The following is a 22,129-nucleotide window of genomic DNA, read 5'->3' as shown; positions in this document are numbered from 1 at the left end:
GCCTTCACCAGCGACGACTTGCCGGTGCCCGACGCGCCCAAGACGGCCAGGAAGGGCTGGTATCCACCTTCGCCGAGCTTCACGATCTCGTCCCGCGGCCGAAGAAGAGGGGGATGCTGCTGGTCGTAGGACTGCAGGCCGCGGTAGGGGTTGGCCTCGTCGGTCAGATCGGGCGCGGGCGGCAGGTTGAGCGGATGGCCGGGCGCCAGGAAGATGAACTCCCCCTTGCGGTGCTTGTTGAGCGGCCAGAGGCCGGGGGTCTGCTCGTGGCTGGCCTGGACTTCGGCCTGCACCTCTACCTGCTCGCGCAGGTAGAGATAAAGCTCGGTGGCGGTGATGACGCCGTCCCCCTGGCCCTTGGGCACCAGGTCGGCCTCGCCCTTCTCCAGGGCGTCGATCAGGGCCAAGGCGAAGGGAGAATGCTGGCGGCCATCCGTCTCGCGGCGGCCGATGGCCTGTTGCCGCCCAGCACGTCCAGCGCCTTCTGGTCGTAGGCGGCCGAAGTCAGCACCTGCCAGGCGGGGGAGAGCAGGTAGCGGTCGTAGCGCTCCCGGTAGATCACGTCGGGCAGCGCTTCCATGTGGCGGGTGGCGGCCCAGCGGAACGCGCCGGCAAAGCAGCAGTCCAGGATCGCCAGCATATGGCGGCAGGTCAGCGCGGTCAGCCAGGCGTGCAGGTCGGTCATGGCCAGCATGCTGGCCGAGTCGCCGGGGCGGGCGTCCTGGGGGACGAGATAGCCGCGCGGGCCGTCGTCGCCGTCCAGGGCCACGCCGTGGCCGGCGAAGTAGACCAGCAGGCGGTCGTCCTCGCCCAGGCGGGCCGGCAGCTCCTCGGTGAACAGCGCGGCCAGGCGCGCCCGCGTCACCGGCTGATTTGTTTCCGGCTCGGTAAGCAGGATGGTCTCGTAGCCGTGCATATCACGCAGCAGCTCGGCCAGCCAGCGCGCTGCTGACTGCGGTGGTCAGCCGCGGATGCCGCGGTCGTAGGCGTTGATGCCGATGACAACGGCGAGGGATTGGGTGAAGATCAATCATAGCGCCTCATGAAAGTGTTCCGCCACGGTCTGCTGCCAGGTGCAGGGTCGAAAGCCGAGCTGATCTTGCAGCCGGCGAGCGTCATAGCGCCAGGACTGGGCATAAAAGCGCCGGCTCGCCTGTTCCTGTGCGCTCATCTCGGCCCACGGCTTGCTGGTCAGGCGGCACGGGCCGCCGGTGAGATGAATGATCTCGGCGAACAGGTCGTGCCAGACAAAGTGGCTCGCCAGCACGTTGGCCGGGCCGCCGATAGGATGCGCCAGGCATTCGGCGACGATCCACGCCAGGTCGCGGGCGTCAATCCAGGCGTCGCGGTAGCGCGACCACTCGGCCTCGTCAGCGCCGGGGACGAGCACGCTGTCACCCTCCGCGAGAGCAGCCAACCGCTTGCGCGCCGTGGGGTGCGGCGCCCAGATGTGCGGCGCGCGCAGGATGGAGAAGTCGCTGCGACCCTGGGCGTGAGCGGTTCCCGTCAGCAGTCGTTCGCTGACCACCTTGCCGTGGGCGTAGTCGTTGTAGGACTCGTCGAGCGGCGTGTCCTCGGAGATCAGCGGAGCTGCCGACAGGCCGTAGACGTCGAGGCTGCTGAAGTAGACGAAGGGGGTGCTCATGGTCGAGCGCCACCCATCCAGCAACGCCTCCATGGCGGCGATGTCGACGGAATCGGTGAACGTGCAGGCGGTGTGGACGATGCCCGTGACGCCGTCGCAGGCGCGGCGCAGGCTGTCCGGGTCGGCCAGGTCGCCGATGGCCAGGTCAGCCTCCACGGCTTGCGCGGCCGAAACCGAGGCTGCCCGAACCAGTACACGTACGGCCAAGCCGCGCTGACGCAGTTCACGAACGACGAAGCTGCCGGACAGACCGGTGGCGCCGGTGACGAGAATCATGGGCGATGCTCCTTTTCAATCGTCGCACGTCGTATTGGCGTCGTTCCGACCAGGACTTGCCATGGTCAGCGGCGGGATGCCGTGGCCGTAGGCGTTGATGCCGACGACGATGGCAGGGGAATGGGTGAAGTCGGTCATGGACAGGTCCGAGATTCAGTGTTGTCGCGCCTTGGATCCTGCGCGAGCCAAGAAGCTCCGCGTGGTTCAAACAAACAGATGAGCGTCAGGGTTCCCGTAATGCTGGTAGGCGCCCCAAGTGTTGCCCCCATACGCTTCCGAACTGATCACCTTGCGAGCAGCACACATGGCCCGATACATCGGCTGCGGGTCGCCGGCCTGGTAGCTCTGGGGATCAATGCGCAACCCTCGCTTTTTTTCATACTTGAGACCCAGCAACTCTGCATAAAGCGTCAGGGCGAAATCGCGAGCGGCAAGGTCAGCAACAGGCCAGGCTGTACAGACGAAATTGGCTACACCCCGGGCAAAGAACGCCTCGGCAAAGGTGGGGGCAAGAAGGTCAGAACGACGCCCTGACCGATCTGGGGTGATGCCCGATTCACAGGCATTGGAGAAAATGAAGGAGGGCACCTTATCCACCCGCCTGATCTCGCTTGCAGTCACGAGTTGACCGCCCGTGAATATCCATCCGGAACGTGTGGGAGTTTGGGCATTGTAGACGCAATGACCGGCAAAATGCAGCACGTCATAGCTGCGATTCATCAATTCCCGTAACACATTCGTCTGCGTGGCCTCGCCTGGCCCAATCAATGCCTGCACTTCCACACGGCGGTCACGATTAGAGAGCTGATTGATGCGCTCGAATAGCTCGACAACAGCAACGCCCTCTTCCTGGGCGCCAGGGAGGGGGGCATCTGCAGCAGGATCCGCCACCACGAGCACTCGCAAGCGACGTTGCCTTGCCGGGATCGTTTGGGGCCTGGGCGCATAGGAGGTGCGGAGTTGGCGCGTCAGTCCCCTGCCCAAACCCAGGAAGCGTTCTTCATCGATCTCGCGATCCTTGCCCGGCGTCGACCAATGGGGGGCATCTTCTTCGCCACTCAGGGGCGGGCATAGCAACTCCCAGTGAATCCGTGCCGTGGTGGCATCCAGGCTCAGCACCACGGGTGCATCACTGATGAGATGCTCGCGGATGTCTTCCGGCAGTAACAGACTGGCCAGGAATCTGCCATGCTCAATCTGCTCTTGCCACGTTGTGCTGGCGGCCAGATCATCATTCACCTTTGAGACCAGATCTGTACTGAGATGAATCTCGCGTTCGGGAATGGCAGCGGTTCCAGTTAGCGCCCCAAAGCGGTAGGTCGAGTTTTCACAAGAGATGTTGACACGAATGGGCTGTGCTGCCGGTTTTGTCGGCTGATCAGGTATGTTGTCTGGCGGCGCCTGTCCTGTCACTTGACGGATCCGGGCCTGAAAACGGTTGCTCCTCTCCCTTTTCTTCTTCTCGATTTTCTCCTCAGCTTTTTCCTGCAATTGAATCAACTCTTCTTGTGTCAGCGGCGTATACTCGATTGTGATACGTCCTTCGAGTTCTTTGGCGATCGAGCGCACCGCCTCATCGAAATCCAACACCTTTTCTTCGTCAGTCTCGACAAAGGTGATGGAGATTGCTACGTCTTCGCCGCTCACCCAGCCGGTGAGAGCGTTTTTAGCTCCGCGAATCCACGCATCCATGACTTGATACGCTGTGAAGGAGGAACGTCCTGCACCCAGAGGCACCATCGCCAGATGCTTCTTGCCCAGACGGCTGAGGACCCAGCACACCTCTCGCGCCAGGATCTTGAGTTCGGGCTGTCCAAAGCTTCCTGGCATGCCCTGACCGGCGATGACGATCGTTCGTTCTACACCTTTGTGTTCGAGGCGCGGATCAGGAAGCAAAAAGAGATTTGCCAGCTCGCTGCGGATTACATTACGTTGAATCAACTGTGTAAACAGCGAGTCCTGTTGACTGTAAGCTGCGGTGATCTTCCGATCAAGCGCCTTGCAGGCGCCTTGCGGCATCTCTCCCAGATGGTTACCGATCACGATTGCATCCACAGGCGGATCATCCGCGGCCCACTCCCCAAGCTCGGCGATGTCTCCATGTCTCACTTCAACCTGAATTCTTAACGGTGATCCAAACTGTTCAGAAGGAGCCGAGGGCGAAAGTGGTGTGAGACCTGGACTGAGATTGCTCGCCAACACATTCTCGATATCTCGTTCGTCATCCGAAATCGCGCCACCGTAGTGTCGCGTTTCGACGCCCTTGCGACCCCACTGCGAGAGGTTGTTTTCTCGCAATTTGTCTCGCTGAGACTGCCTCTGTTTCTTGAGATCAGTCTGCTGTCCTCCGAGATCCTCCATGGAAAGATCCTCGGGGTTTTCCTTTAGGCCAAGCTCTTGCAGCCATTCATTGATGTCCAAGATATGTTGCGCTTCCAGAAGGCCAAGCATTGCCTGCAAAATCGGTTGTGATGCCAGCATGTCGTGTTTCCGGGCATCTAAGAAGCGAGTTGGAATTCCCTTGTTGCGCATATCAGCCAGTTGCAGTGGTACGCTGCCGTCACCGCGATCGGTGGGTTCTCCATAGATGCGATCTATCTCATCAGAATACTTCCGGGACTGCCTTGCTGAACATTCTCGCAGAACGTTCACATCAATGTTATAGAAGGTGGGCCTGCCCACACCGATAATGGAGATTGTGCGTTCACTAACGAAACTCTCAAAGTTTTCTTCCCGATCAAGCAAATTTCGGAACTTACGAGCATTTGTTAGTAACTTCTCATTGATCCCGGGCCCAAAGGTGGCAGGTTCGAATAGTTCTATCCATTCTGGGTTCAGTTTAGGAGAAGGAAGCATTTCATAGATGCTTGGAAATGAGCGAATGACACTCAAGAAGTCAACTTTGCGATGCCCCGCATCCAGCAGATCAACCCACCCGGTAAGATCGAGGTGCCCGGCCAACGCTTGGACACCCAGGAGCGAGCCATAGTTGGATGATCCTAACAGAAGTAGCTTTCCCTCAAAGGTTTTCCAGTGGTCGGGATGCTTTTGGAGCAGGTGCCTGACGACCAGTCCTCCTGCAGCATGAGCAACCAAATGCACTGCCTCACCTGGCATGAAGTTCTTGCTGAGATAGGCTTGTAGGTCGTCGGCAATGGCCCGAAAGCTTCGCCGCCAGTCATAGGCAAAAGCGTGTACCTCGAAATCTCGCGCCAATGTCAACATGAGAGCACCATAGACGCGCTTTAACACGCCCGTGGGTCTAATCTCATAGCCAGGATCTGCTTGCCGCAGCCCATCACTGTCGAGTCGCAGGCGCATCAGTGCGCCTTCCGTCATAGCGCGGGCATTAAGCCAGACACACTCTCTGTTGCCGTCTACACTGAACGAACTGAGTTCACTGCCCAGGATGCCCGGCACAATGACAACGTGATCCCGCGGTTTCTCATCACCGTTGGATTCACGCGACTGACGCATCAGATAGGAGCGAAGCGCCAGATTGCGCAGGCGTTGGTAGAGGGACGGGCCGAAGTAGCCGCGCAAGCCGGCATCCGTCTCGATTGATGGATGGCCCAGCAACTCGACCAGTTGATCGCCATCGGCTGCTGACAGTGATTGTAGTAGTGTCATTGCTTCATTTCGCATGCAGATCACTCCATGACAAAGGTGATGCTTTCCCAAGACGATAGGGAGAGCAGGATCTATTTACAGCACTATTTCTGCTTCTGCCGGCCGCACGACCGTCGTCGCCACCTCGACTGTCGTCCAATCAGTGTAGGCGTCCGCACTACCGGTATCGTCTCCGTAGCTGCGAGTTTGGACGCGGGCCATCAGGCGGTTCAGGGTGCTGAGGCGCTTGGGCATCTTGGCGGGAGGTGGGCGAAACGTGACCGGCAGTTCGCCTTGCTGCAACAGGGTAGCATCGGCCTCGTCGGTGCTGACGATCAGCTTGAGGATGTCTCGCAGTTCGGTCACGCCCTGCCGCCACAGGTCGTCGGGGATGTACAGGTCAATCGTCTTGCGCAGCCGGCCACGACGAGATGACGCCTTGGCCCACGCCTCCTGGCGCCCGGCTCCAGCCAGACGCCGCCCTTGGGCAGCAGGCCGGCGTAGACGCTGTAGCTCTCGGTCAGGTCCAGCAGCATGCAGAAGAAGCGCTGATCCGTGGCGTTGTAGAGGCGAATTTGCACGCGCGGCTAGCGCCAGCTTCCAGCCACCTGTTCGTATGCGTACCGCAGCCCGGATGATGTCCAGCAACTCCAATTCGCCGCCATCTGCCCACGCGAAGATCTCCAACTGCACGGCGTCGCGCGCCAGCTCCGTGGCCGGGTTGGTCAGCCGCGCGGTGCTGACCCAGCGGGCGATGTGCTCCAGGCGTTGGGCGACCAGCCTGGCGCCGTCTGGATCGAGTCCAGGGGTATCCACGGCGAAGCGCAAGGCCTCAGCCGCGCGGCGGATGCGGTAGCGGCCGCTCTCCGCATCGGCCAGCAGGCGGTATTCGGCCCCCGGACCGTCGCCCTCCCGCACCAGCAGCGAGGGCGCGCCCGGGCCGTTGATCTCGGCCAGCGCCCGGCGCACCAGGTTCAATGCAGCCGGGTCGCCCTCGAAGGCCACGGCCAGCGGCGGCAGCGGGGTGCTGGTCACCACGGCCTTGTAAGTCGTTTTGGTGCTCAGGGCCACGCCGCTGCGCCCCATCGGCGCGACCAGGCTCTGCCCGGGAAACACCTGCACCACGCTGGCCTGGCCGATCGCCTGCTCCAGGCTGCGCAGGCGGGCGAGATCGGCGTCGAAGGGGAAAAGGGCAAATTGCGTGGTCTCGCCGCTCTCTGTGGGCTGTGGGATGCCATGCACTGCGCCCGCGTCTACGACCCAACCCAATTCTTTGTTGACGCTCAGGGTGAAAGCGGCCGGCGCAGCCGGAATGGCGCCGCCCAGGAAGGGCTGCTCCAGGTCGGCCGGCTCGCTGGCCTCCAGTTGCGGATCCTGCTCGGGCACCCGCCCCTGCACCAGGGCGTTGACCCGCTTGAACAGGTCGCGGTAACTCAGGGCCGCGCCCGTCTGCTGCAAGGTGTCCTGCAGATAGAACGAGAAGGCCCCGCGCTTTTCGACGCCGGACGGGCCGGGGAACCAGGTCTCTTTGGCGGTCTGCTCCGGCCGGCAGGCGGCCAGCAGGATGTGACGGCCGGAGGCGATGGCGGCCCAGGGCCTGGCCGGGCTGGCTGCGCCCGACCCCTGGCCTTGCAGCGCCGCCACCTGCTGCGGCGTCACGATGTAGCTGGCGATGGGCCGGACGCCGGGGTGGGCCTTCTCCTGGCGCACGGTGATCTCCTCAGCAGTGCGCGTGCCGGAGCCGGAGTGACAGCAGTCGAGAATCACGGCGAAATGCGGGCCGTTGGCCGCCACCTCGCTGATGAGCTGGGCCAGTTCCTTGTCGGCCAGGTCCCAGCCGCCCGCCGCCCGGCTGTCGTGGCAGACCAGGGTTTCGTTCATGCGCTCAGGTTCGAAGTCCCAGAACTCCGGCGGCGCGTGCTCCTGCGAGCCGTGGCCGCTGTAGTAGAACAGCGCCACGTCATCCGGCCCGGCCTGGCCCAGGTGGCCCCGCCAGGCTTCGATCAGGCCCTGGCGTGTGACCTGCTCGTTGACCAGCAGGCGGGGCGCGAAACGGTCGCCCGCGCCGGTCACACGCGCGGCCAGCAGGTCACGCATGCGGGTCACGTCGTTGACGCAGCCGTTGAGCGGATTGACCTCGCCCAAATAATCGTCAATGCCGACAAAGAGGGCATAAATCGTGCGAGACATGGGCCCCATCTCCCGTTGGTACAAAACCCACGGAAAATTGCCCCGAAGGCCGAGAACATTCGTGAAAATTCGTGAAATTCGTGGCAGAAAACGCCAGGATTCTTTCGCCACGAATGACACGAATTCACACGAAAACAAAAACCAATTCGTGAAAATTCGTGAAATTCGTGGCAGAAAACGCCTTCCCTGCGCGGACGCGTCTATTGATCCCAACTGAACTTGCGCACGAACACCGGGATGCTCTGCACGGCTTCGATGGTCTGCGTCAGCTTGCCGTCCAGCATCAGGGAGTTGTCCCACCAGTTCTGGCCTGGAAAGACCCACGACCCTGCCACCCACGCGGTGATGCTGAACAGGTAGTCGGGCAGCGGTTCGCCGTTGGCGAGGACACCGGTGCGCAGCCATTCGAACATCTCTTTGGTGAACTGCGCGTGCAGGGGTGTTTCGACTTTGGGATAGCGCCTGTCTTGCTCGCCGCCGGGCAGCCAACCCCCTTCGCCGCCGATCAACGGCAGGACACGGCCCAGCCGCTCCTGCATCCACCCGGCGTGCGCCAGGAACTTGAGCGCGCAGATGTAGTCATCGAAGATGGTGTGCCCCGGATTGTCGGCCTGATTGCGCGCATCATAGGGATAGGCCGGCGGATGGTTCTCGCCGTAGTTGTGATGCGCAAAGAAGGCGCGGTCCCAGATGTCCTTGCGATTCATGCTGGCGATCGCATCCACCGCGGCGTCGAAACCGGGCCGATCCAAGACCTGAATGCCGGGATAACCGCCGGCATCGTAGACACGCACGGCCGCACGCGCCCAGTTGGAGCCGAAGGCCTGCACCCAATCTGACGGTCGTTGCTGGCTGCGCCATTCGCGATCGTCCTCTGGCTCGTTGAAAACCTGCACATAGAGCGGCGGCCGGGCCGGATCGTGCGCAAAGCCGCTGCCGTGCAAAGCCTTGCGCACCCCTTCGACGTAGGCCGCGGCATCCACAATGCTGTCTATGGGGTTGCCGATGCGCACCACGGGCATGATGCCGGCGCGGAAACAGGCGCGCGCCGCGCGCTCAGCCTGCAGCTCGTCCAGCGCATGGATCAGCGTCCAGGTGGCGCGGATGGATTTGAGATGTCCAATCGTGCGCGCGATGAACTCGTCGCGCAAATCGGTGTGGAAGTGCAGGCCAATGCCGTTATCCTGCGGCGGCCGCGGATAGGTGCGCAGATGCGCGGTGTTCTCGGCCGTCAGGCGCACCGTGGGCGGTCGCGTGGTTCCGGGCGGGTTGCGCGGCGGCTCGGGCGGCGACTCCCCCCCGTCAACCTTCACCGTCACCGGGAAGTCATGACGGCTGCCGTCGCGCAGAAAAACGCGCAACAGGTAGGTGGTGGTCACCGTGGGCGCCACGGTGTGCGTTTCCTGCGCGTCGCCTCCCTGCACTTCCAGGAAAACCTTGCCTACCCCCTTCACATCCCAACGGAGCGTAACCGATCCGCCCGGCTTGATCGCGTCTGGCTCGGCGCGGAACTGCACGCTCACGCCCTCAGGCAATGACCCGGCAGGCGGCGGGGGCGGCTGCTTTGCGCGTGCGCGCTGAAAAACCACGTAGAACGAATGATGGAAGCGTGAATTCCACAGCTCGCCGCCAGGGCCGCGCTCGTCATCATGGTCCGTGTGCAGATGGGTCACCCTATCGCTCTTGTCCGCGGCGTTGGCGCTCGGCCCGGCGATCCAGACCGAAAGCACCTGCCCCTTGTCCACCGGGATATTGCCGGCTGGCTCATTGGCGCCTTTGTCCAGCGGCTGAGGGCGCGCTTCTTCGTCCGGTTGACGGCCCTCCCAGGTCCAGCCGGCCCATACCGGCGCCCCGGCCACGCGCTGGCCGCTTTCGTCCAGCGCCTCGATGAAAATGGTGTGGTTGGCCTGATTTTCCTCCGGCGTCAGGTGATGGACGCCTATCGCACGCCAGTAAGTCTCGCCGGCAGCCACGTCGGCCGGTTCGATGCGCACACCGTACTTGGGACCGGCGTCGTCGAACGCCGCGCCGGTCTGCTTGAGATGCTCGAGAAAGCGGTTGTTGTACTGTTTCATGCTGGTAATCCTCCTTGCGATGGTATACTGCAAGCGGGAATAGACTGTAACTGCTCAGGCGGCCCCCCTGCCCCCCCCCATCCTGGGGGGAAAAGCATTCGGCTCCCCCAAGATTGGGGGTCAGGGGGGCACTCTGGGCACTATCGAGACCATTCTCACTGCCTGGCTGAGCAGTTACGCCCGCTTGCAGTATGGTTCAACGGAAATGGTGTCGCCAGTGTGCTTGATCTACGGCAAGCAATCTGTCAGGACACTCACACGCTGACCTGGCGCAGACGAGCTGGCGCCAGGTCAGCGCCGGGGCACAAGGCCCGATGCGACTAGCGGTTGCGCACGGTGCGGCGTGCGACCAGCAGGCCGGCCGCGGCCGCCAGCAGCGCCAGCGGCCACAGAGGCAGCGCGAGGCGCGGGCCGGACGGGCCAGCGAGACTCGCCAACTGCACGGCCGTGGGCTGACAGTTGTTCGCGCCGACGACCAGGTATTGATTGGTGGAGATGCGGGTGTAGGCGCCGCCGACGGAATTGAGGCCACCGGCCGCCCAAATCCGGCCCGCGGCGTAGGCGTTGACCATGCCCGCGGCCGACTGCGTCATGGGGTCTACGTAGCTCCAGGTGTTGGTCGCCGGGTTGTAGCGCTCCGCGCTGTCCAGGCTGGAGAAGGTCGCGCCCAGGCTATCGGTGCCGCCGTAGATGTAGACATAGGCGCCGTCGGTGGCGATGCCCGGCGAGACGCGCGCCACCTGCATGGGCGCCAGCGTAGCCCAACTATCGGTCGCCGGGTCGTAGGCCTCGAACGCCGTCATGCCGGCGTAGTTCGGGTCAGCTCCCTGCGCGCCGCCGGCCACGTAGATTTTTCCGTTGAGGGTGACAGCCACGTTGTTTTCACGCGCGGTCGGCATGGACGCGCGCAGCGTCCAGGAGTCCGTGGCGATGGTGTATTCGTAGTTGGTGGAATTAGAATTGTAGTCGCCGTCGTCGCCGCCCATGACATAGACCTTACCGTTGTAGGCGGCCTGCGCGGCGGTGCCGATGCCAAGATCCCCCACCGGAATGGGCGCGCCGGATGACCAACTGTTCGCGCCTGAATCATAGATGAGCGTGGACGTCATAGCGTACAGACCGGTTGAAATATCGGCGTAGCCTCCCACGACGTAGATGCGCGTCCCGACTGCCGACGGCTGAATGCCGTAGAGGCCCATCGGCATGGGCGCACGCGAGGTCCACGCGTCGGTGGCGGGGTTGTAGAGATCCACATTGGGCACGGCGACGCTGCCAGGCGTGTTGCCGCCGACGGCGTAGAAGGTGCAGCCGTCCACAGAGGCGCCGCCCATCAGCCAGCCGGCGGTGGGCACGGCCTGCGCCGGCGCCCCAGGCCAGGGGGCGAGCCTCACGCGGACCGGCCGGTGCGGCCGGCGGCAGGCCAGGGGACGCTGCGGCGGAAAATGCTCCCACCAGCAGCACCAGGATCGTCATTACCAACACAGTTGTCCAACGAATTTTCGTAGCCATTTCCAGTTCCTCCTTGCGTTCGCATTCATGATTGACAGCCAATCGGCTCAACGTCACGGGGGCGATCCGGGATGATCGTACGGTCATCCGATTCAGAAAAATGTTCATCATTCACAGGCGCCGCCGGTGTGATGAACCGCCGCATGAAATCGGCCAGCTCAGCCATGTCCCGAAAGAAGAGCGTCTCACCGCTCGGCACGTAGATTGCCTGCCCGCGCCACTCAGCCTGGCCGTCGCCCAGGTCTTCGCGCCACAGACGCACGGCGAACAGGTGTGAAGGGGGGCGTTCGTGCTGAAGTGACATCGCTCATTTCCCCACATGGACTTGCATGGCAGCATAGCACAACCACCGCTTCAAAAGCGTTTCATGAAAGATTTCACAGAGTGTTCCATGTCACAGGTTTGCGCAAAGGGGAGAGGGGAGAGGGGGAGAAGGGGGAGAAGGGGAGAAGGGGAGAAGGGGAGAAGGGGAGAGCGTGCCATTGACAGGCGAACGGATTATCTGTATTATACGGGTCAATTATCATAACGAACAGGTATATTACAGATGAACTCGACTCCCAATATCTGAGTATTCTACAAGAAGCCGGCTTTGTGGAACGTCGTGCGCCAGTGACGCAGGTCGAGCGCTCACGCCTGGGGCGCTATCACATCACCGACCCCTATTTGCGCTTCTACTATCGTTTTCTCGCCAACCGTCAAACCCAGTTGGCCCTGGGGGTCCAGGAGCAGTCATTGGCGGAGATCAAGCGTCATCTACGCGACTTCATCGGCGCCAACACCTGGGAAGAGATCTGCCGGGAATGGCTCTTACGCGCCAGTGCGAATCACACATTGCCTTTTGTGGTAGATCAGGTCGGCAGCGCCTGGACGCGTGGAGCACAGGTGGATGTGGTGGGCATCAACTCGATGGAGAAGTTATTGGTGCTTGGCGAGTGCAAATGGGGTCTTGAACCCGTTGGGCGCAGCGTCTTGACCGCGGTCGTTGACAAAACGGCGGAGGTTACACCCAGTCAGGGACAGTGGCAGGTCTATTACCTGGGCTTTGCGCGTGACGGCTGGACCGCCGCCAGCCACGCCTTCGCCCAGGAAATAGCCGACTCCCCACCAGGTGGCAAGAACTGGCGCGCGCTCGGAATGCGCCTCCTGGATTTATCTCAGGTTGATCAAGACCTGACCGCGTGGGTGAGCTGACAGGGAGCTGGTGACGCTGTCGAGCAAGGAAACACACCACCGTTCAACGCCGGATGATGGGCACGAATACGGACCATGGCGTTGCGGTCGGGGTTGACGTCGGGGTGAGCGTGAGCGTGGCCGTGGCGCTGGGGGTCGCGCTCGGCGTGAGCGTGGCCGTGGCGATGGGGGTCAGCGAGGGCGTCGCGGTGGCGCTCGGCATGGGGGTCGGCGTGGCGCTGGGCGTGGCGCTCGGCGTGGGCGTGACTGTAGGGCTGGGGGTGGCGCTGGGGGTTGGCGAGGGCGTCGCCGTGCCGGTTGGCGTGGACGTGGGCGTGGCGCTGGGGGTTGGCGTGCGCGTGGCGGTGACGGTCGGCGTGCGCGTGCGCGTCGGCGTCGCAGTGGCCGTCGCGGTCGGCGCCACGTTGATCCAGCGGGCGATGTGCGAGGCCGCCACGTCACCGGCCGCGGTGAACGAGCCGCCCGCAAAGACGGCGGTGTTCCCGTCCGCGGCCAGGGTGAGGACACTGTTATCCAGGCCGCTGCCCAGGGCCGCCCAGGACGAGCCATCCCAACGCGCAATGCGGTTGGCGCTGACCCCGCCGGCCGTGGTGAAGCGGCCGCCGGCCACCAGGCGTCCGGCGCCGTCCAGGGCCAGGGCCGTCACAGCATCGTTCGTGCCGCTGCCCAGGGGCGCCCAGGTCGAGCCGTTCCAGGCCGCCACATGATCGAGACCCGTCCCCCCGCCAGCCTCAGCGGTGAACTGGCCGCCGGCGTAGAGCACGCCGTTGCTGCCGAGCTGCAGGGCGTTGACCGGCGCGTTGAGTCCTGCGCCCACGGATGACCAGGCAGTACCGTTCCAGCGCGCGATGTTGGACAGGGGCGTGGTAAAGGTGCCATCAACCAGGAAATCGCCGCCGGCGTAGAGATTACCGCTGCTATCCACGGCCAGCGCCCTGACGCCGCTCTGGCCGTAGAGACCGCCGCCCACCGACACCCAGGCAGAGCCGTTCCAACGGGCAATCTCCAGGGGACCGCCGCCGCCAGGGCTGCCAAACGCGCCGGCCACGTAGACGTTGTTGCTGCCATCCACAGCCAGCGCGTTGATCTGCCCGTTCAGGCCGTTGCCCAGGTACGACCACGCTGAGCCGTTCCATTTGGCGACATAACCCTGCGAGGCAGACCCAAAGCCGGCGTAGAGGTTGCCCGCGGCGTCACGCGCCAGCGCGTAAACCGCTTGGCTCAGCCCGCTGCCCAGGGGCGACCAGGCTGAGCCGTTCCATTTGGCGATGTGGCGCACGGTCTGCAAGCCGGCGTTGAAAAAGCGGCCGCCGACGAACAGGTTGCCGCTCCCGTCCAGCAGCATGGCTTGAACCGCCGCCTCTACGCCGTTGCCCTGGCTCGGCGTCAGGTCGGTCCAACTGCCGCTGCGCCAGCGCTGGAAAATGCCGCGGCCAGAGAAACCGCCCGCGTAGAGATCGCCGTTCTGCACGAGCAGGTCACGAATGGCTTCGCTCGCGCCGCTGCCCAGGGCTGACCACGCGGCGCCATTCCACTTGGCAATACGATTGAAGGTGACGCTGTTGGTGCTGTCCTGGGTGAAGATGCCGCCCGCGTACACGTTGCCGCCCGCGTCCGCGGTCAGGCTGTAGACCCAGGAGTTGAAGCCGACGCCCAGCGCGCCCCAGGCTGTGCCGTTCCAGCGGGCCACATAGTTGAGCGTGACGGTGTTCCAGCCATTGGTGGTGAAGGCGCCGCCGGCGTAGAGCGTGTTGCCCTGCCACAGCAGGCTGCGCACCGAGCCGTTGAAGCCCGCGCCCAGAGGCCCCCAACTGAAACCGCTCCACTTGGCGACACGATCCCCCGGCGTGGTGAAATCGCCGCCCACGTAGAGCACACTGGTCACCGGGTCAATGGCCAGGGCATAGACGCAGCCGTTGGCGCCGTTGCCCACGGCCGACAGGGTCGAGCCGTTCCAGCGGGCGAGGTTGTTGAGGGTGACGGCGCCGGTTCCATCGGTCAGGAAACAGCCGCCCACGTAGACATCGCCGCTGGCCGGGTCAATGGCGACCGCGTAGGCCGTGCCCCACAGCCCCGCGCCCAGGATCGTCCAGGCGCTGCCGTTCCACATGGCCGCGAAGCCCAGCATGTCCCCCACCGCGTAGAGATGGCCGTTCGCGGCCAGCGCCAGGTCGCGCACGCCGCCGATGCTGCCGACGGCCGACCAGGTCGCGGTGGCGCTGTTCCATTTCGCCACATTGCTGATGGGCTGACTGCCCACGTGCGTGAAATGACCGCCGAGGTAGATATTACCATTCGCGTCCTGCACCAGGGCCGACACATCCCCGTCCACGCCGGGAAACTGAAACCCGGCATCCCAGGCGCCGGCGGTTGGGCCGAGCCAGGGGTGCATGGCCGCCGCGCCGGCCGTCGTTGAACCGCTCTCCGCCGGCCGCCCCGCGTTGACCGCCCCCGCCAGCCGGCCAGCCAGCAGCAGCGCCACCACGACCATCAGGCGACTCGCCCAGGTCACACCTCGCCAATAGCTCTTCATCGCTCATCTTCCTCGTTTCTGTAGTTCGACTTCCAGCCCATTATGTACTGCAAGCGGGCACGAATTGCGCCTGTCCTCGTAGGCGGAGGAGTGAAATCTATTCCCGCTTACAGTATAGCACAGCGACCGCTTCAAAAGCGTTTCAGGAAAGATTTCACAGGTGTGTTTTTTGTGGTTGGATGGGCCCTGTACCTGGAATTGCGCAGGAATTCCAAATGTGACCGGAATCGAGGCTTTAGCCGGTGCAGTTTGCGGCTTTGCTGGCCAAGAAACCGGCTGAAGCCTCCAATCCAGGTCCGATCAACGCCTACATTATGGAATTCCTGGAATTGCGCGGGCAATTCGCTTGGCGGGCCAGCTTGTGCTAAAATTCGATCCAGCGCCAGATTGTGATCGTTGCGCAGGGAAGGAGTAATGAGATGGCTTCTGCACCCGATATCGTTGTCGAAGTCGAAGCGTCGCCAGACGTGGACACTGCCAGTGCGGCGCCAGTTGCCGATTTTCTGGCGATTCTGGAGAAAGCCGGCAGTGCGACGCCAATCGCCGGCGACGAACTGCCCCCGGCGTCCTAGGCCCATGACCACAACCATCGAATCCGCTATACTCACACGACGCACGATCATTGACATGGCCAGGCGGCGCCAGCGCCTTGGCAGCGGCAGTTCGCGCAGTTTCCTGGAGGAAAGAACGGCCATGACCCAATGGCCTGATCTGACGCCTGTGCTGGCCCCCATCTTGTGGGCTGTGGCCGGCGCCGCCGCCACGCGGCTCTACATGCCGGAGCGATCCACGCGCGATCTCGATCTTGTCATCGAAAGCCGCGATACCCAGGCGGTGACGCGCAAATTGCGCGCGGCCGGCTTCACACTGCTTGGCTCGCTGAGCATCGGCGGCACGCGCTGGCAAAGTCCGCAGGGAATCCCCGTCGCTGTCATCGCAGGAGCCGAACCCTGGTGGCCGCTGGCGCTGCAGGCTGCGCAGAGCAACCGCGACGCGCAAGGGCTGCCGGTGTTGCCACTCCCCTACCTGGCGCTGATGAAGTTCAACGCCAGCCGGACGATTGACCTGGGCGATTTGACCCACATGCTCGGACTGGCAGACGCAGCCACCCTGGCGCAGGTGCGCGACCTGTTTCACCAGTTTGCCCCGGATGGCCTGGAAGACCTCAAAAGCCTCATCGCCCTGGGCAAACTCGAGATGGACGATCCGGGCGCAGCGTAGGAGGTTCGTGATGCCGCATTGGTTCAACACCGCCGGGCCGTGCAAGCCCGATATCCACTACATGCTGCCCGCCGCGGCGCGCGTGGCCGAGGCGCGGCCGCTGATCGAGCAGCAGGCCTGTTTCGACATCCACGCCCCGCGGCAAACCGGCAAGACGACGGCCATGACGATGCTGGCGCGTGAACTGACCGCCTCGGGCCGCTATGTCGCGGTGCTGCTCTCGGTCGAGGTCGGCGCGGCGTTCAACACCGATCCGGGCGCGGCCGAGCTGGCAATCCTGGCCGAGTGGCGCAATGCGGCCAGCGTGCGCCTGCCGGCCGATCTGCAGCCGCCGTCCTGGCCAATGGAAACGGAGGGGCAGCGCATTCGCGCCGCTTTGCAGCAGTGGGCGCAGGTTGCCCCGCGACCTTGACCCAGGGCCAGCCCTGGCTGGTCAACGCCCTGGCCAAGGTCGCGGTCGAGGAGCTGGCGCCTGAACCGACCCACCCCATCACTGCCGATCACATCGAGCAGGCCAAAGAAATCCTGATCCAGCGCCAGGAGACCCACCTGGACAGCCTGGCCGAGCGGCTGCGCGAGCCGCGGGTGCGCCAGATCATCGAGCCGATGCTGGCCGGTCAGTCGTTAGGCGATGTGTCCAGCGATGACCGTCGTTTTGTCATTGACTTGGGACTGGTTCGACGCGACCCTGAGCGGGGTCTAGTCATTGCCAATCCAATTTATCAGGAGATTATCCCGCGAGTGCTTGCTGGCGGCGCCGCCGATTCTCTTCCATTTCTCCGGCCAACCTGGCTGACGGGGCGAACTTGATCCGCCGCGCCTGGTGATGATGGCTTTCTTGCATCGCGACGGCGAACGCCCGGGTCCCGCGGGGCGTGATCGCGCAGTGTCCCGTAGGGACACGTGACCTTAGTCATCGTGATCGCACGATCCGCGTCCGTCCCATAGGGACGGTTGAATTCACCCCCGCGGCATCGCGACGGCGAACGCCCGGGTCCGCGAGGCGTGATCGCGCAGTGTCCCGTAGGGACACGTGACCTTAGCCGCGCCATCCGGCCAGATCGGTGTCCCGTAGGACACGTGACCTTAGTCGCCATCCGGCCAGATCGCGCAGTGTCCCGTAGGGACACGTGACCTTAGCCGTCGTGATCGCAAGATCCGCGCCCGTCCCATAGGACGGCTGAAACTTCTAAAAACCTGAATGAGTGCCGTGAGTCCCTCCTGCTCGATATTGGCAACCAGGTGATCGGCCAGGCGCACCATGGCGTTGACCTGGCTGCGCTGAGTGCGTCGCATCATGGTGTTCAACTGCTTGGAGCTAGACTGAGCCGTTGGCTGCAGAGTGGACAGTTCGCGTGACATACAGACCTCCTTGGGAACGATGAATGATGGTTTGCGGTGAAACGACCGGCTGCTTGAGTCTATTCGCCGCGCACCTTGCTGTAGAGTACCATATCGTGCCAGGCGCCGCTGCGCCACTGCGCCGAGCGCAGCACACCCTCGCGCCGGAATCCAGCCTTTTCCAGCGAGCGTTGTTCGGGCAGATTCGTGACATCGGTCGAGGCCTCAACCCTCGCAATGGGGTAGGTCCGCAACAGATAATCGGCCAGGAGGCGCTGCGCTTCCGTGCCGTAGCCCTTGCCGCGATGGGCGGGAACGATATTCAGGCCGATGTTGTAAGCCAGGCTGCCGCCGTTGGGGCCGTAATGCACCTGGTGAAAACTCATCGTCCCCACCGGTTCGCCAGCCCGCGTGACAATCATCAAGGTGCTGAGCTGATCGGTCAGAAAACCATGTTCGGCAAACGCACGCTCCTGGTTGTCGAAGCGCTTGAGGCCAAACGAGTTGTACTCACCTTGAATCTCAACATCGTTCTGCCAGGCTTCCAAGAGAGACAGGTCGGCTTGTTTCACTGGCCGCAGGCAGATAAAATTTCCCTGGATCATCGAAAGCTCCAATCTGACCCGTTTCACTCGTTGACGGCTGCGTTTCGACGCCGAATGACAGTCATCAACTACTGGCTGGCAGGCTCCACGGCAAACAACGGCTCGTACTGGCCGGCCATGTGGATCAGCGCCTCGCGCTCCGCGGCGCTTTGCGGCGTGAAATTCTGGCAGGCTTTCAACATCAGTGGCAGCACGGTCGTATCGCCAGCGGTACAGCCCCGTGACCGGGAACGAGAGAGCAAAGTTCACCGCGCGTTGAATGTCTTCCATGCGGTCGAATGGCTCGTACCAGGTGGTGTGAGTCTGCGGTCGTCCGCCCCATGGCCCCTTCGTAATCGCCTTGATAATCATCACCCCAACGTCTCTGGCCTGGCATTGGCGCAGTAATTCATCGGTGTTCTCGCGGTACCGCGGATCGGCAACCTGGACAAAGTTCAGCGGAAACAGCACGGAGTCAAAATCAAAGCGACGCAGGGCTTCCAGAAAAATGGCCGGGCTGTCGGCGCCGTGGCTCGTGATGCCGATGTACTTCGTCAAGCCGGCCTCTTGGGCCGCGCGGATGGCATCAAGCGCGCCGCCTGTTCGTGTCGCCGCGTCCAGCTCGACCATGCTCGTGATGGCATGAATCTGATAGAGATCAACATGATCCAGGCGCAGGCGCTGCAAAGAACGCCGCAACTCGGCGGCCGCGCCGGCCTGAGAACGTTCCATGGTCTTGCAGCCCACGAAGAAGCGGTTGCGCTCACGCGCCAGCCAGGGGCCAAGCCGTTCTTCGGCCAATCCGTACGACGGCGCGACATCAATGTGGTTGATGCCGTGGTCAATGACCAACTGCATGGTCGCATCGGCCTGCGCCTGGGTGACCTGCCAAAATGCAGCCGCGCCGAAAATAGCTACCGTGCTCGAGTGGTCTGTACGGCCGAAACGTCGTGCTTGCATTTGTTTCTCCCATCCATAAACGATTCATCATTGGCAGTATACCGTTACACCGTGAGAAAGTCAACCAGGTTCGGCCGCCGGCCCGCCGCGGCTTGTTGACCCGCACCGCCGGGGGCTTTGACCATTCACCACGTTTCGAGTAGCATCCCGCTACGTATTTCTGATATGACCGCCCGGCGCCAATTCACCCACCCTGGGCAACGACGACATCTTTCAGGAACCAGCGCCGCATGGGCGAGATGGGGAAATGGGTGACGACCGGCTTGAGCAACGCTCCAGCGATGGTAGGTGAGCGGCAGGACGGGCGCTTCGGTCGCGAGGATGGTTTCGGCCTGCCGGTAAAGGCGCAGGCGCTCGACCGCGTCGCGCTCGGTCCTGGCCCTGGCAACGAGGTCATCGTACGCGGCATGGCGCCAGCCGGTCTGCAAGCTGATGGGCGCCAGGCGCAGGGTTGTCCGGGTCTGGAAAATCGGCGCGCCAGCCCACGAAAAGGATATGCGGACCTCCCACGCCCGCGAAGCGGATCACCTGCCCGGCTTCCACGCTCCGTACCTGGCTGCGCACGCCCAGGACCTCCTGCCACTGCTGCGCCAGGTATTCGCTCACCGAAGCCCAAACGCTTGAACTTTCACCGCCCCACAGTTCGATCAGCGGCAGACCCTGCCCGCCCGGATAGCCGGCCGCGGTCAGGAGCTGCTGCGCCTGCCCTGGCGCGTAGGGCAGAGCCGTGTCCGCGGCATGCCCCGGCAGGTTGGGCGGAATGAAGCCCCCCGTCGCCGGTGAATCATAGCCGAACAGGCGCTGCCGCGCCAGATGCGCGCGGTCGGTCGCCAGGACGAACGCCCGGCGCACGCGCATCGTCGAAGGGGCGGCCGCCGTGTGTCGAAGGCCAGGTAGTCCACGCGCAGGTCGGGCACGGAGCTGAACTCCCCCGCATGGCGCCGGTGCAAGTGTACCGCTTTCGTCCGCGGCAGGCGATGCAGCGCCAGCACGTCCAACTGACCGGCCTCGTACAACGGCGCCTGCTCCGCGTGACGCGGCACGGCAAAGGCGACGCGGTGCGCCAGCACGTAGAGAAAGCTGTTGACCGGCTCGGCCAGGGTGACGCGCAGGGTGAAGGGGTCCAGGACCTGCACGCCGAGCTGATCCGATTGGATGGTCTCCCCGGCCAGCAGGGCCGCCGCGCCGGCGATGTCGCCCAACAGGCGCGCAAAAGGCGCGGCCGTAGCCGGATCGAGGGCGCGGCGCCAGGCAAACGCAAAATCGCCCGCGGTGACCGGCGCGCCGTCGGACCAGGCGACATCACGCCGCAGGCGGAACGTGTAGATGCGGCCGGCTGCCTCGACCTGCCAGTCGGCCGCGATATCGGGCACGATGGTCATGTCCGGGCCTTCGGCCACCAGGCCGCAGAAGAGCTGGTCAATCAGCCAGGCGTCGCGGCCATCGTCGGCCGCGGGATCGAGCGTTTGCGGGATCAGCCGCGCCAGGTGCAGGGCGGCGTGCGGCGCGGCGACCGCCGGCCAGGCCGGCTGCTGCGCCAGCAGGCCAAAGCCGGTCGCGTAGGCCGCGCTGGCCGCGCTGAAATCGAAGGCGGCGTGATGGGTCTGGCCGAGCCGGAGCATGGCCTGACCCGCGCCGGCCGCGTTGCCCTGCGCGTGCAGGAGAGCCGCGGCGCGACGATAGCAGGCATCTGCTTCGAGCACGGCCGCGACGCTGCGCGCTTCATCGCCAGCCTGCAGCCACCAGGTCACGGCGGCCGCGGCCTCGCCGGCCTCCTCGAAATGATGCGCCGCCTGCGCCGCGCGGTTGACCGGCGCAGGCGCTGCCTCTTGCAGCGCCTGACCGGCGCGGCGATGCAGCAGCCGGCGTTGGGGCGCGCTCAACTGCGTGTAGGCCGCGGCGCGCAGCTTGTCATGGCTGAAATCGTAACCGTCCGCGCCCTGCTGGCGCACGATGCCCCGGCGCCACAACTCGTCCAGCGTCGTCAGCAGGCCGGCTTCGTCCAGGCCGCTGACGCGACGCAAAGCGTCCAGGGTACACTGGCGGCCCAGCACCGCGGCAACCTGGGCCAGGCTGCGGCCGGCCGCGGAGAGCTGCGCCAGGCGCTGTTCGAGCACCGCCTGCACCTTGAGCGGCTGGCGAATGTGCAGCGGGCAGAGCGGGCAGAGCGGCCCGGCGGGATCAGGATCGGGGTTGGGCTGCGCGCCGGGCGCGGTCATCGAACCGGCGCGCACGGTCTCGACCAGGAACAGGGGGTTGCCCTCGCTGTCGTGATGGAGGTGGCGAATCTCGCACGGCGTCAGCGGCCGGCCGGCCAGTTGGGCGGCCAGCTCGCCGCATTCATGCACGTTGAGCGGCGCCAGGGTCAGCTCGTGCCAGCGGCCAGACGCCTGCAAGCGGCGGCGCAGGTCGTGCAGGGGATGGTCGGCCTGAATCTCCTCGCGGCGCACCGTGCCCAGCACGAGCAGCGGCGCGCGTCCGGCCTGGCTGAGCAGGTAATGCAGCCAGGCCAGGGTCTGTTCGTCGCCCAGGTGCAGGTCATCGGCCAGGAGGAGCAGCGGCCGCGGCGGGTTGAGCAGCGGCGCGGCCAGGGCTTCGAAGAAGCGCCGGCGCTGCCAGGCCTCGAGCAGCGGGCCGGGTGCGGTCAGGCCGGGCCGCGACGTCAGCACCTCCGGCAGCAGGCGGGCAATCTCGGCCAGGCGGCCGTCATCCAGGGCAGACAGGCGGGCTTGCAGGCACGGGCTGCGCAGCCAGGCAGCGACGGGTGCGAAGGGCAGCGGTTGAACGGACGGGTCGCAGCGGGCCACGGCCACATCACGGCCTCGCCGCCACAGCCAGGCGACCAGCTCTTCGGCCAGCCGCGTGGTTCCCACGCCAGCCTCGCCGCTGAGCAGGACCAGGCCGGGGCTGCCGGCCGCGGCCGCCTGCCAGCGTTCCAGCAACTGCGCCCATTCGGCCTGGCGCCCCACCAGGCGCGGTGTGCTGAGCGGGG

The 22,129-nt window shown here is 64.3% G+C and carries 16 protein-coding genes and 2 pseudogenes; 4 read left to right on the top strand and 14 right to left on the bottom strand.

Annotated elements, in window-relative coordinates; genetic code table 11:
• The 9 genes and pseudogenes from IPF85_RS22855 to IPF85_RS22815 form a co-directional block, all read right to left on the bottom strand.
• Window positions 1-407 (bottom strand): annotated as a pseudogene (locus IPF85_RS22855) (caspase); the annotation flags it as partial.
• A complete protein-coding gene (locus tag IPF85_RS22850) occupies window positions 398-925 on the bottom strand; it encodes a caspase family protein (RefSeq protein WP_343410362.1) in 528 nt (175 codons plus the stop codon). The pseudogene IPF85_RS22855 and the gene IPF85_RS22850, both read right to left, overlap by 10 nt.
• A 105-nt stretch (window positions 926-1,030) precedes the next feature.
• Window positions 1,031-1,921 carry an NAD(P)-dependent oxidoreductase gene (locus IPF85_RS22845; protein WP_343410360.1) on the bottom strand — a complete coding sequence of 297 codons (891 nt, stop codon included), beginning with the start codon at window positions 1,919-1,921 and terminating at the stop codon, window positions 1,031-1,033.
• A 15-nt stretch (window positions 1,922-1,936) separates the two neighbouring features.
• Window positions 1,937-2,059, bottom strand: a complete 123-nt coding sequence (locus IPF85_RS22840; protein WP_343410359.1) for a hypothetical protein — start codon at window positions 2,057-2,059, stop codon at window positions 1,937-1,939.
• Window positions 2,060-2,125: 66 nt separating this feature from the next.
• Window positions 2,126-5,566: a CHAT domain-containing protein gene (locus tag IPF85_RS22835; RefSeq protein WP_343410358.1), complete on the bottom strand. Its 3,441-nt coding sequence runs from the start codon at window positions 5,564-5,566 to the stop codon at window positions 2,126-2,128.
• Window positions 5,567-5,626: 60 nt separating this feature from the next.
• Window positions 5,627-7,720 (bottom strand): caspase family protein, encoded by a 2,094-nt coding sequence (locus tag IPF85_RS22830; protein WP_343410357.1) that lies wholly within the window; start codon window positions 7,718-7,720, stop codon window positions 5,627-5,629.
• Window positions 7,721-7,920: 200 nt separating this feature from the next.
• Entirely contained in the window at window positions 7,921-9,795 is a 1,875-nt protein-coding gene (locus tag IPF85_RS22825; RefSeq protein ID WP_343410356.1) for a hypothetical protein, read from the bottom strand.
• Window positions 9,796-10,115: 320 nt separating this feature from the next.
• Entirely contained in the window at window positions 10,116-11,186 is a 1,071-nt protein-coding gene (locus IPF85_RS22820; protein WP_343410355.1) for a kelch repeat-containing protein, read from the bottom strand.
• Window positions 11,187-11,329: 143 nt separating this feature from the next.
• The gene (locus tag IPF85_RS22815) at window positions 11,330-11,608 is read right to left on the bottom strand and encodes a hypothetical protein (protein WP_343410354.1); all 279 of its coding nucleotides are present in this window, start codon (window positions 11,606-11,608) and stop codon (window positions 11,330-11,332) included.
• A 290-nt stretch (window positions 11,609-11,898) separates the two neighbouring features.
• Here IPF85_RS22815 and IPF85_RS22810 point away from each other — a divergent pair, with 290 nt between their 5' ends.
• Window positions 11,899-12,498, top strand: coding sequence for a DUF234 domain-containing protein (locus tag IPF85_RS22810; RefSeq protein WP_343410353.1), 600 nt, complete (start codon window positions 11,899-11,901; stop codon window positions 12,496-12,498).
• 43 nt (window positions 12,499-12,541) lie between these two features.
• On the opposite strand, the gene IPF85_RS22805 is transcribed toward IPF85_RS22810, so the two are convergent.
• Window positions 12,542-15,031, bottom strand: coding sequence for a hypothetical protein (locus IPF85_RS22805; RefSeq protein WP_343410352.1), 2,490 nt, complete (start codon window positions 15,029-15,031; stop codon window positions 12,542-12,544).
• 419 nt (window positions 15,032-15,450) lie between these two features.
• Here IPF85_RS22805 and IPF85_RS22800 point away from each other — a divergent pair, with 419 nt between their 5' ends.
• The 3 genes and pseudogenes from IPF85_RS22800 to IPF85_RS22790 all read left to right on the top strand — a co-directional run.
• Window positions 15,451-15,603 carry a hypothetical protein gene (locus IPF85_RS22800; RefSeq protein WP_343410351.1) on the top strand — a complete coding sequence of 51 codons (153 nt, stop codon included), beginning with the start codon at window positions 15,451-15,453 and terminating at the stop codon, window positions 15,601-15,603.
• Between the two features lie 4 nt (window positions 15,604-15,607).
• Window positions 15,608-16,252 carry a hypothetical protein gene (locus tag IPF85_RS22795; protein ID WP_343410350.1) on the top strand — a complete coding sequence of 215 codons (645 nt, stop codon included), beginning with the start codon at window positions 15,608-15,610 and terminating at the stop codon, window positions 16,250-16,252.
• Between the two features lie 10 nt (window positions 16,253-16,262).
• A pseudogene (locus IPF85_RS22790) lies at window positions 16,263-17,063 on the top strand (ATP-binding protein); the annotation flags it as partial.
• A gap of 275 nt (window positions 17,064-17,338) precedes the next feature.
• Here the strand turns inward: IPF85_RS22790 and IPF85_RS22785 are convergent.
• From IPF85_RS22785 to IPF85_RS22770, 4 genes are all read right to left on the bottom strand, one after another.
• The gene (locus tag IPF85_RS22785; protein WP_343410349.1) at window positions 17,339-17,614 is read right to left on the bottom strand and encodes a hypothetical protein; all 276 of its coding nucleotides are present in this window, start codon (window positions 17,612-17,614) and stop codon (window positions 17,339-17,341) included.
• 59 nt (window positions 17,615-17,673) lie between these two features.
• Window positions 17,674-19,137, bottom strand: a complete 1,464-nt coding sequence (locus IPF85_RS22780; RefSeq protein ID WP_343410348.1) for an aldo/keto reductase — start codon at window positions 19,135-19,137, stop codon at window positions 17,674-17,676.
• Between the two features lie 393 nt (window positions 19,138-19,530).
• Window positions 19,531-19,935 carry an ABC transporter substrate-binding protein gene (locus IPF85_RS22775; RefSeq protein ID WP_343410361.1) on the bottom strand — a complete coding sequence of 135 codons (405 nt, stop codon included), beginning with the start codon at window positions 19,933-19,935 and terminating at the stop codon, window positions 19,531-19,533.
• Window positions 19,824-22,079: an ABC transporter substrate-binding protein gene (locus tag IPF85_RS22770; RefSeq protein ID WP_343410347.1), complete on the bottom strand. Its 2,256-nt coding sequence runs from the start codon at window positions 22,077-22,079 to the stop codon at window positions 19,824-19,826. The genes IPF85_RS22775 and IPF85_RS22770 overlap by 112 nt, the downstream gene beginning before the upstream one ends.
• Window positions 22,080-22,129: the final 50 nt, after the last annotated feature.

It is taken from the genome of Candidatus Amarolinea dominans, from assembly GCF_016704685.1.
Lineage (GTDB): Bacteria > Chloroflexota > Anaerolineae > SSC4 > Amarolineaceae > Amarolinea > Amarolinea dominans.
Note: the sequence above shows the minus strand (reverse complement) of the source record. Positions and strands in the feature narration are given on the sequence as shown.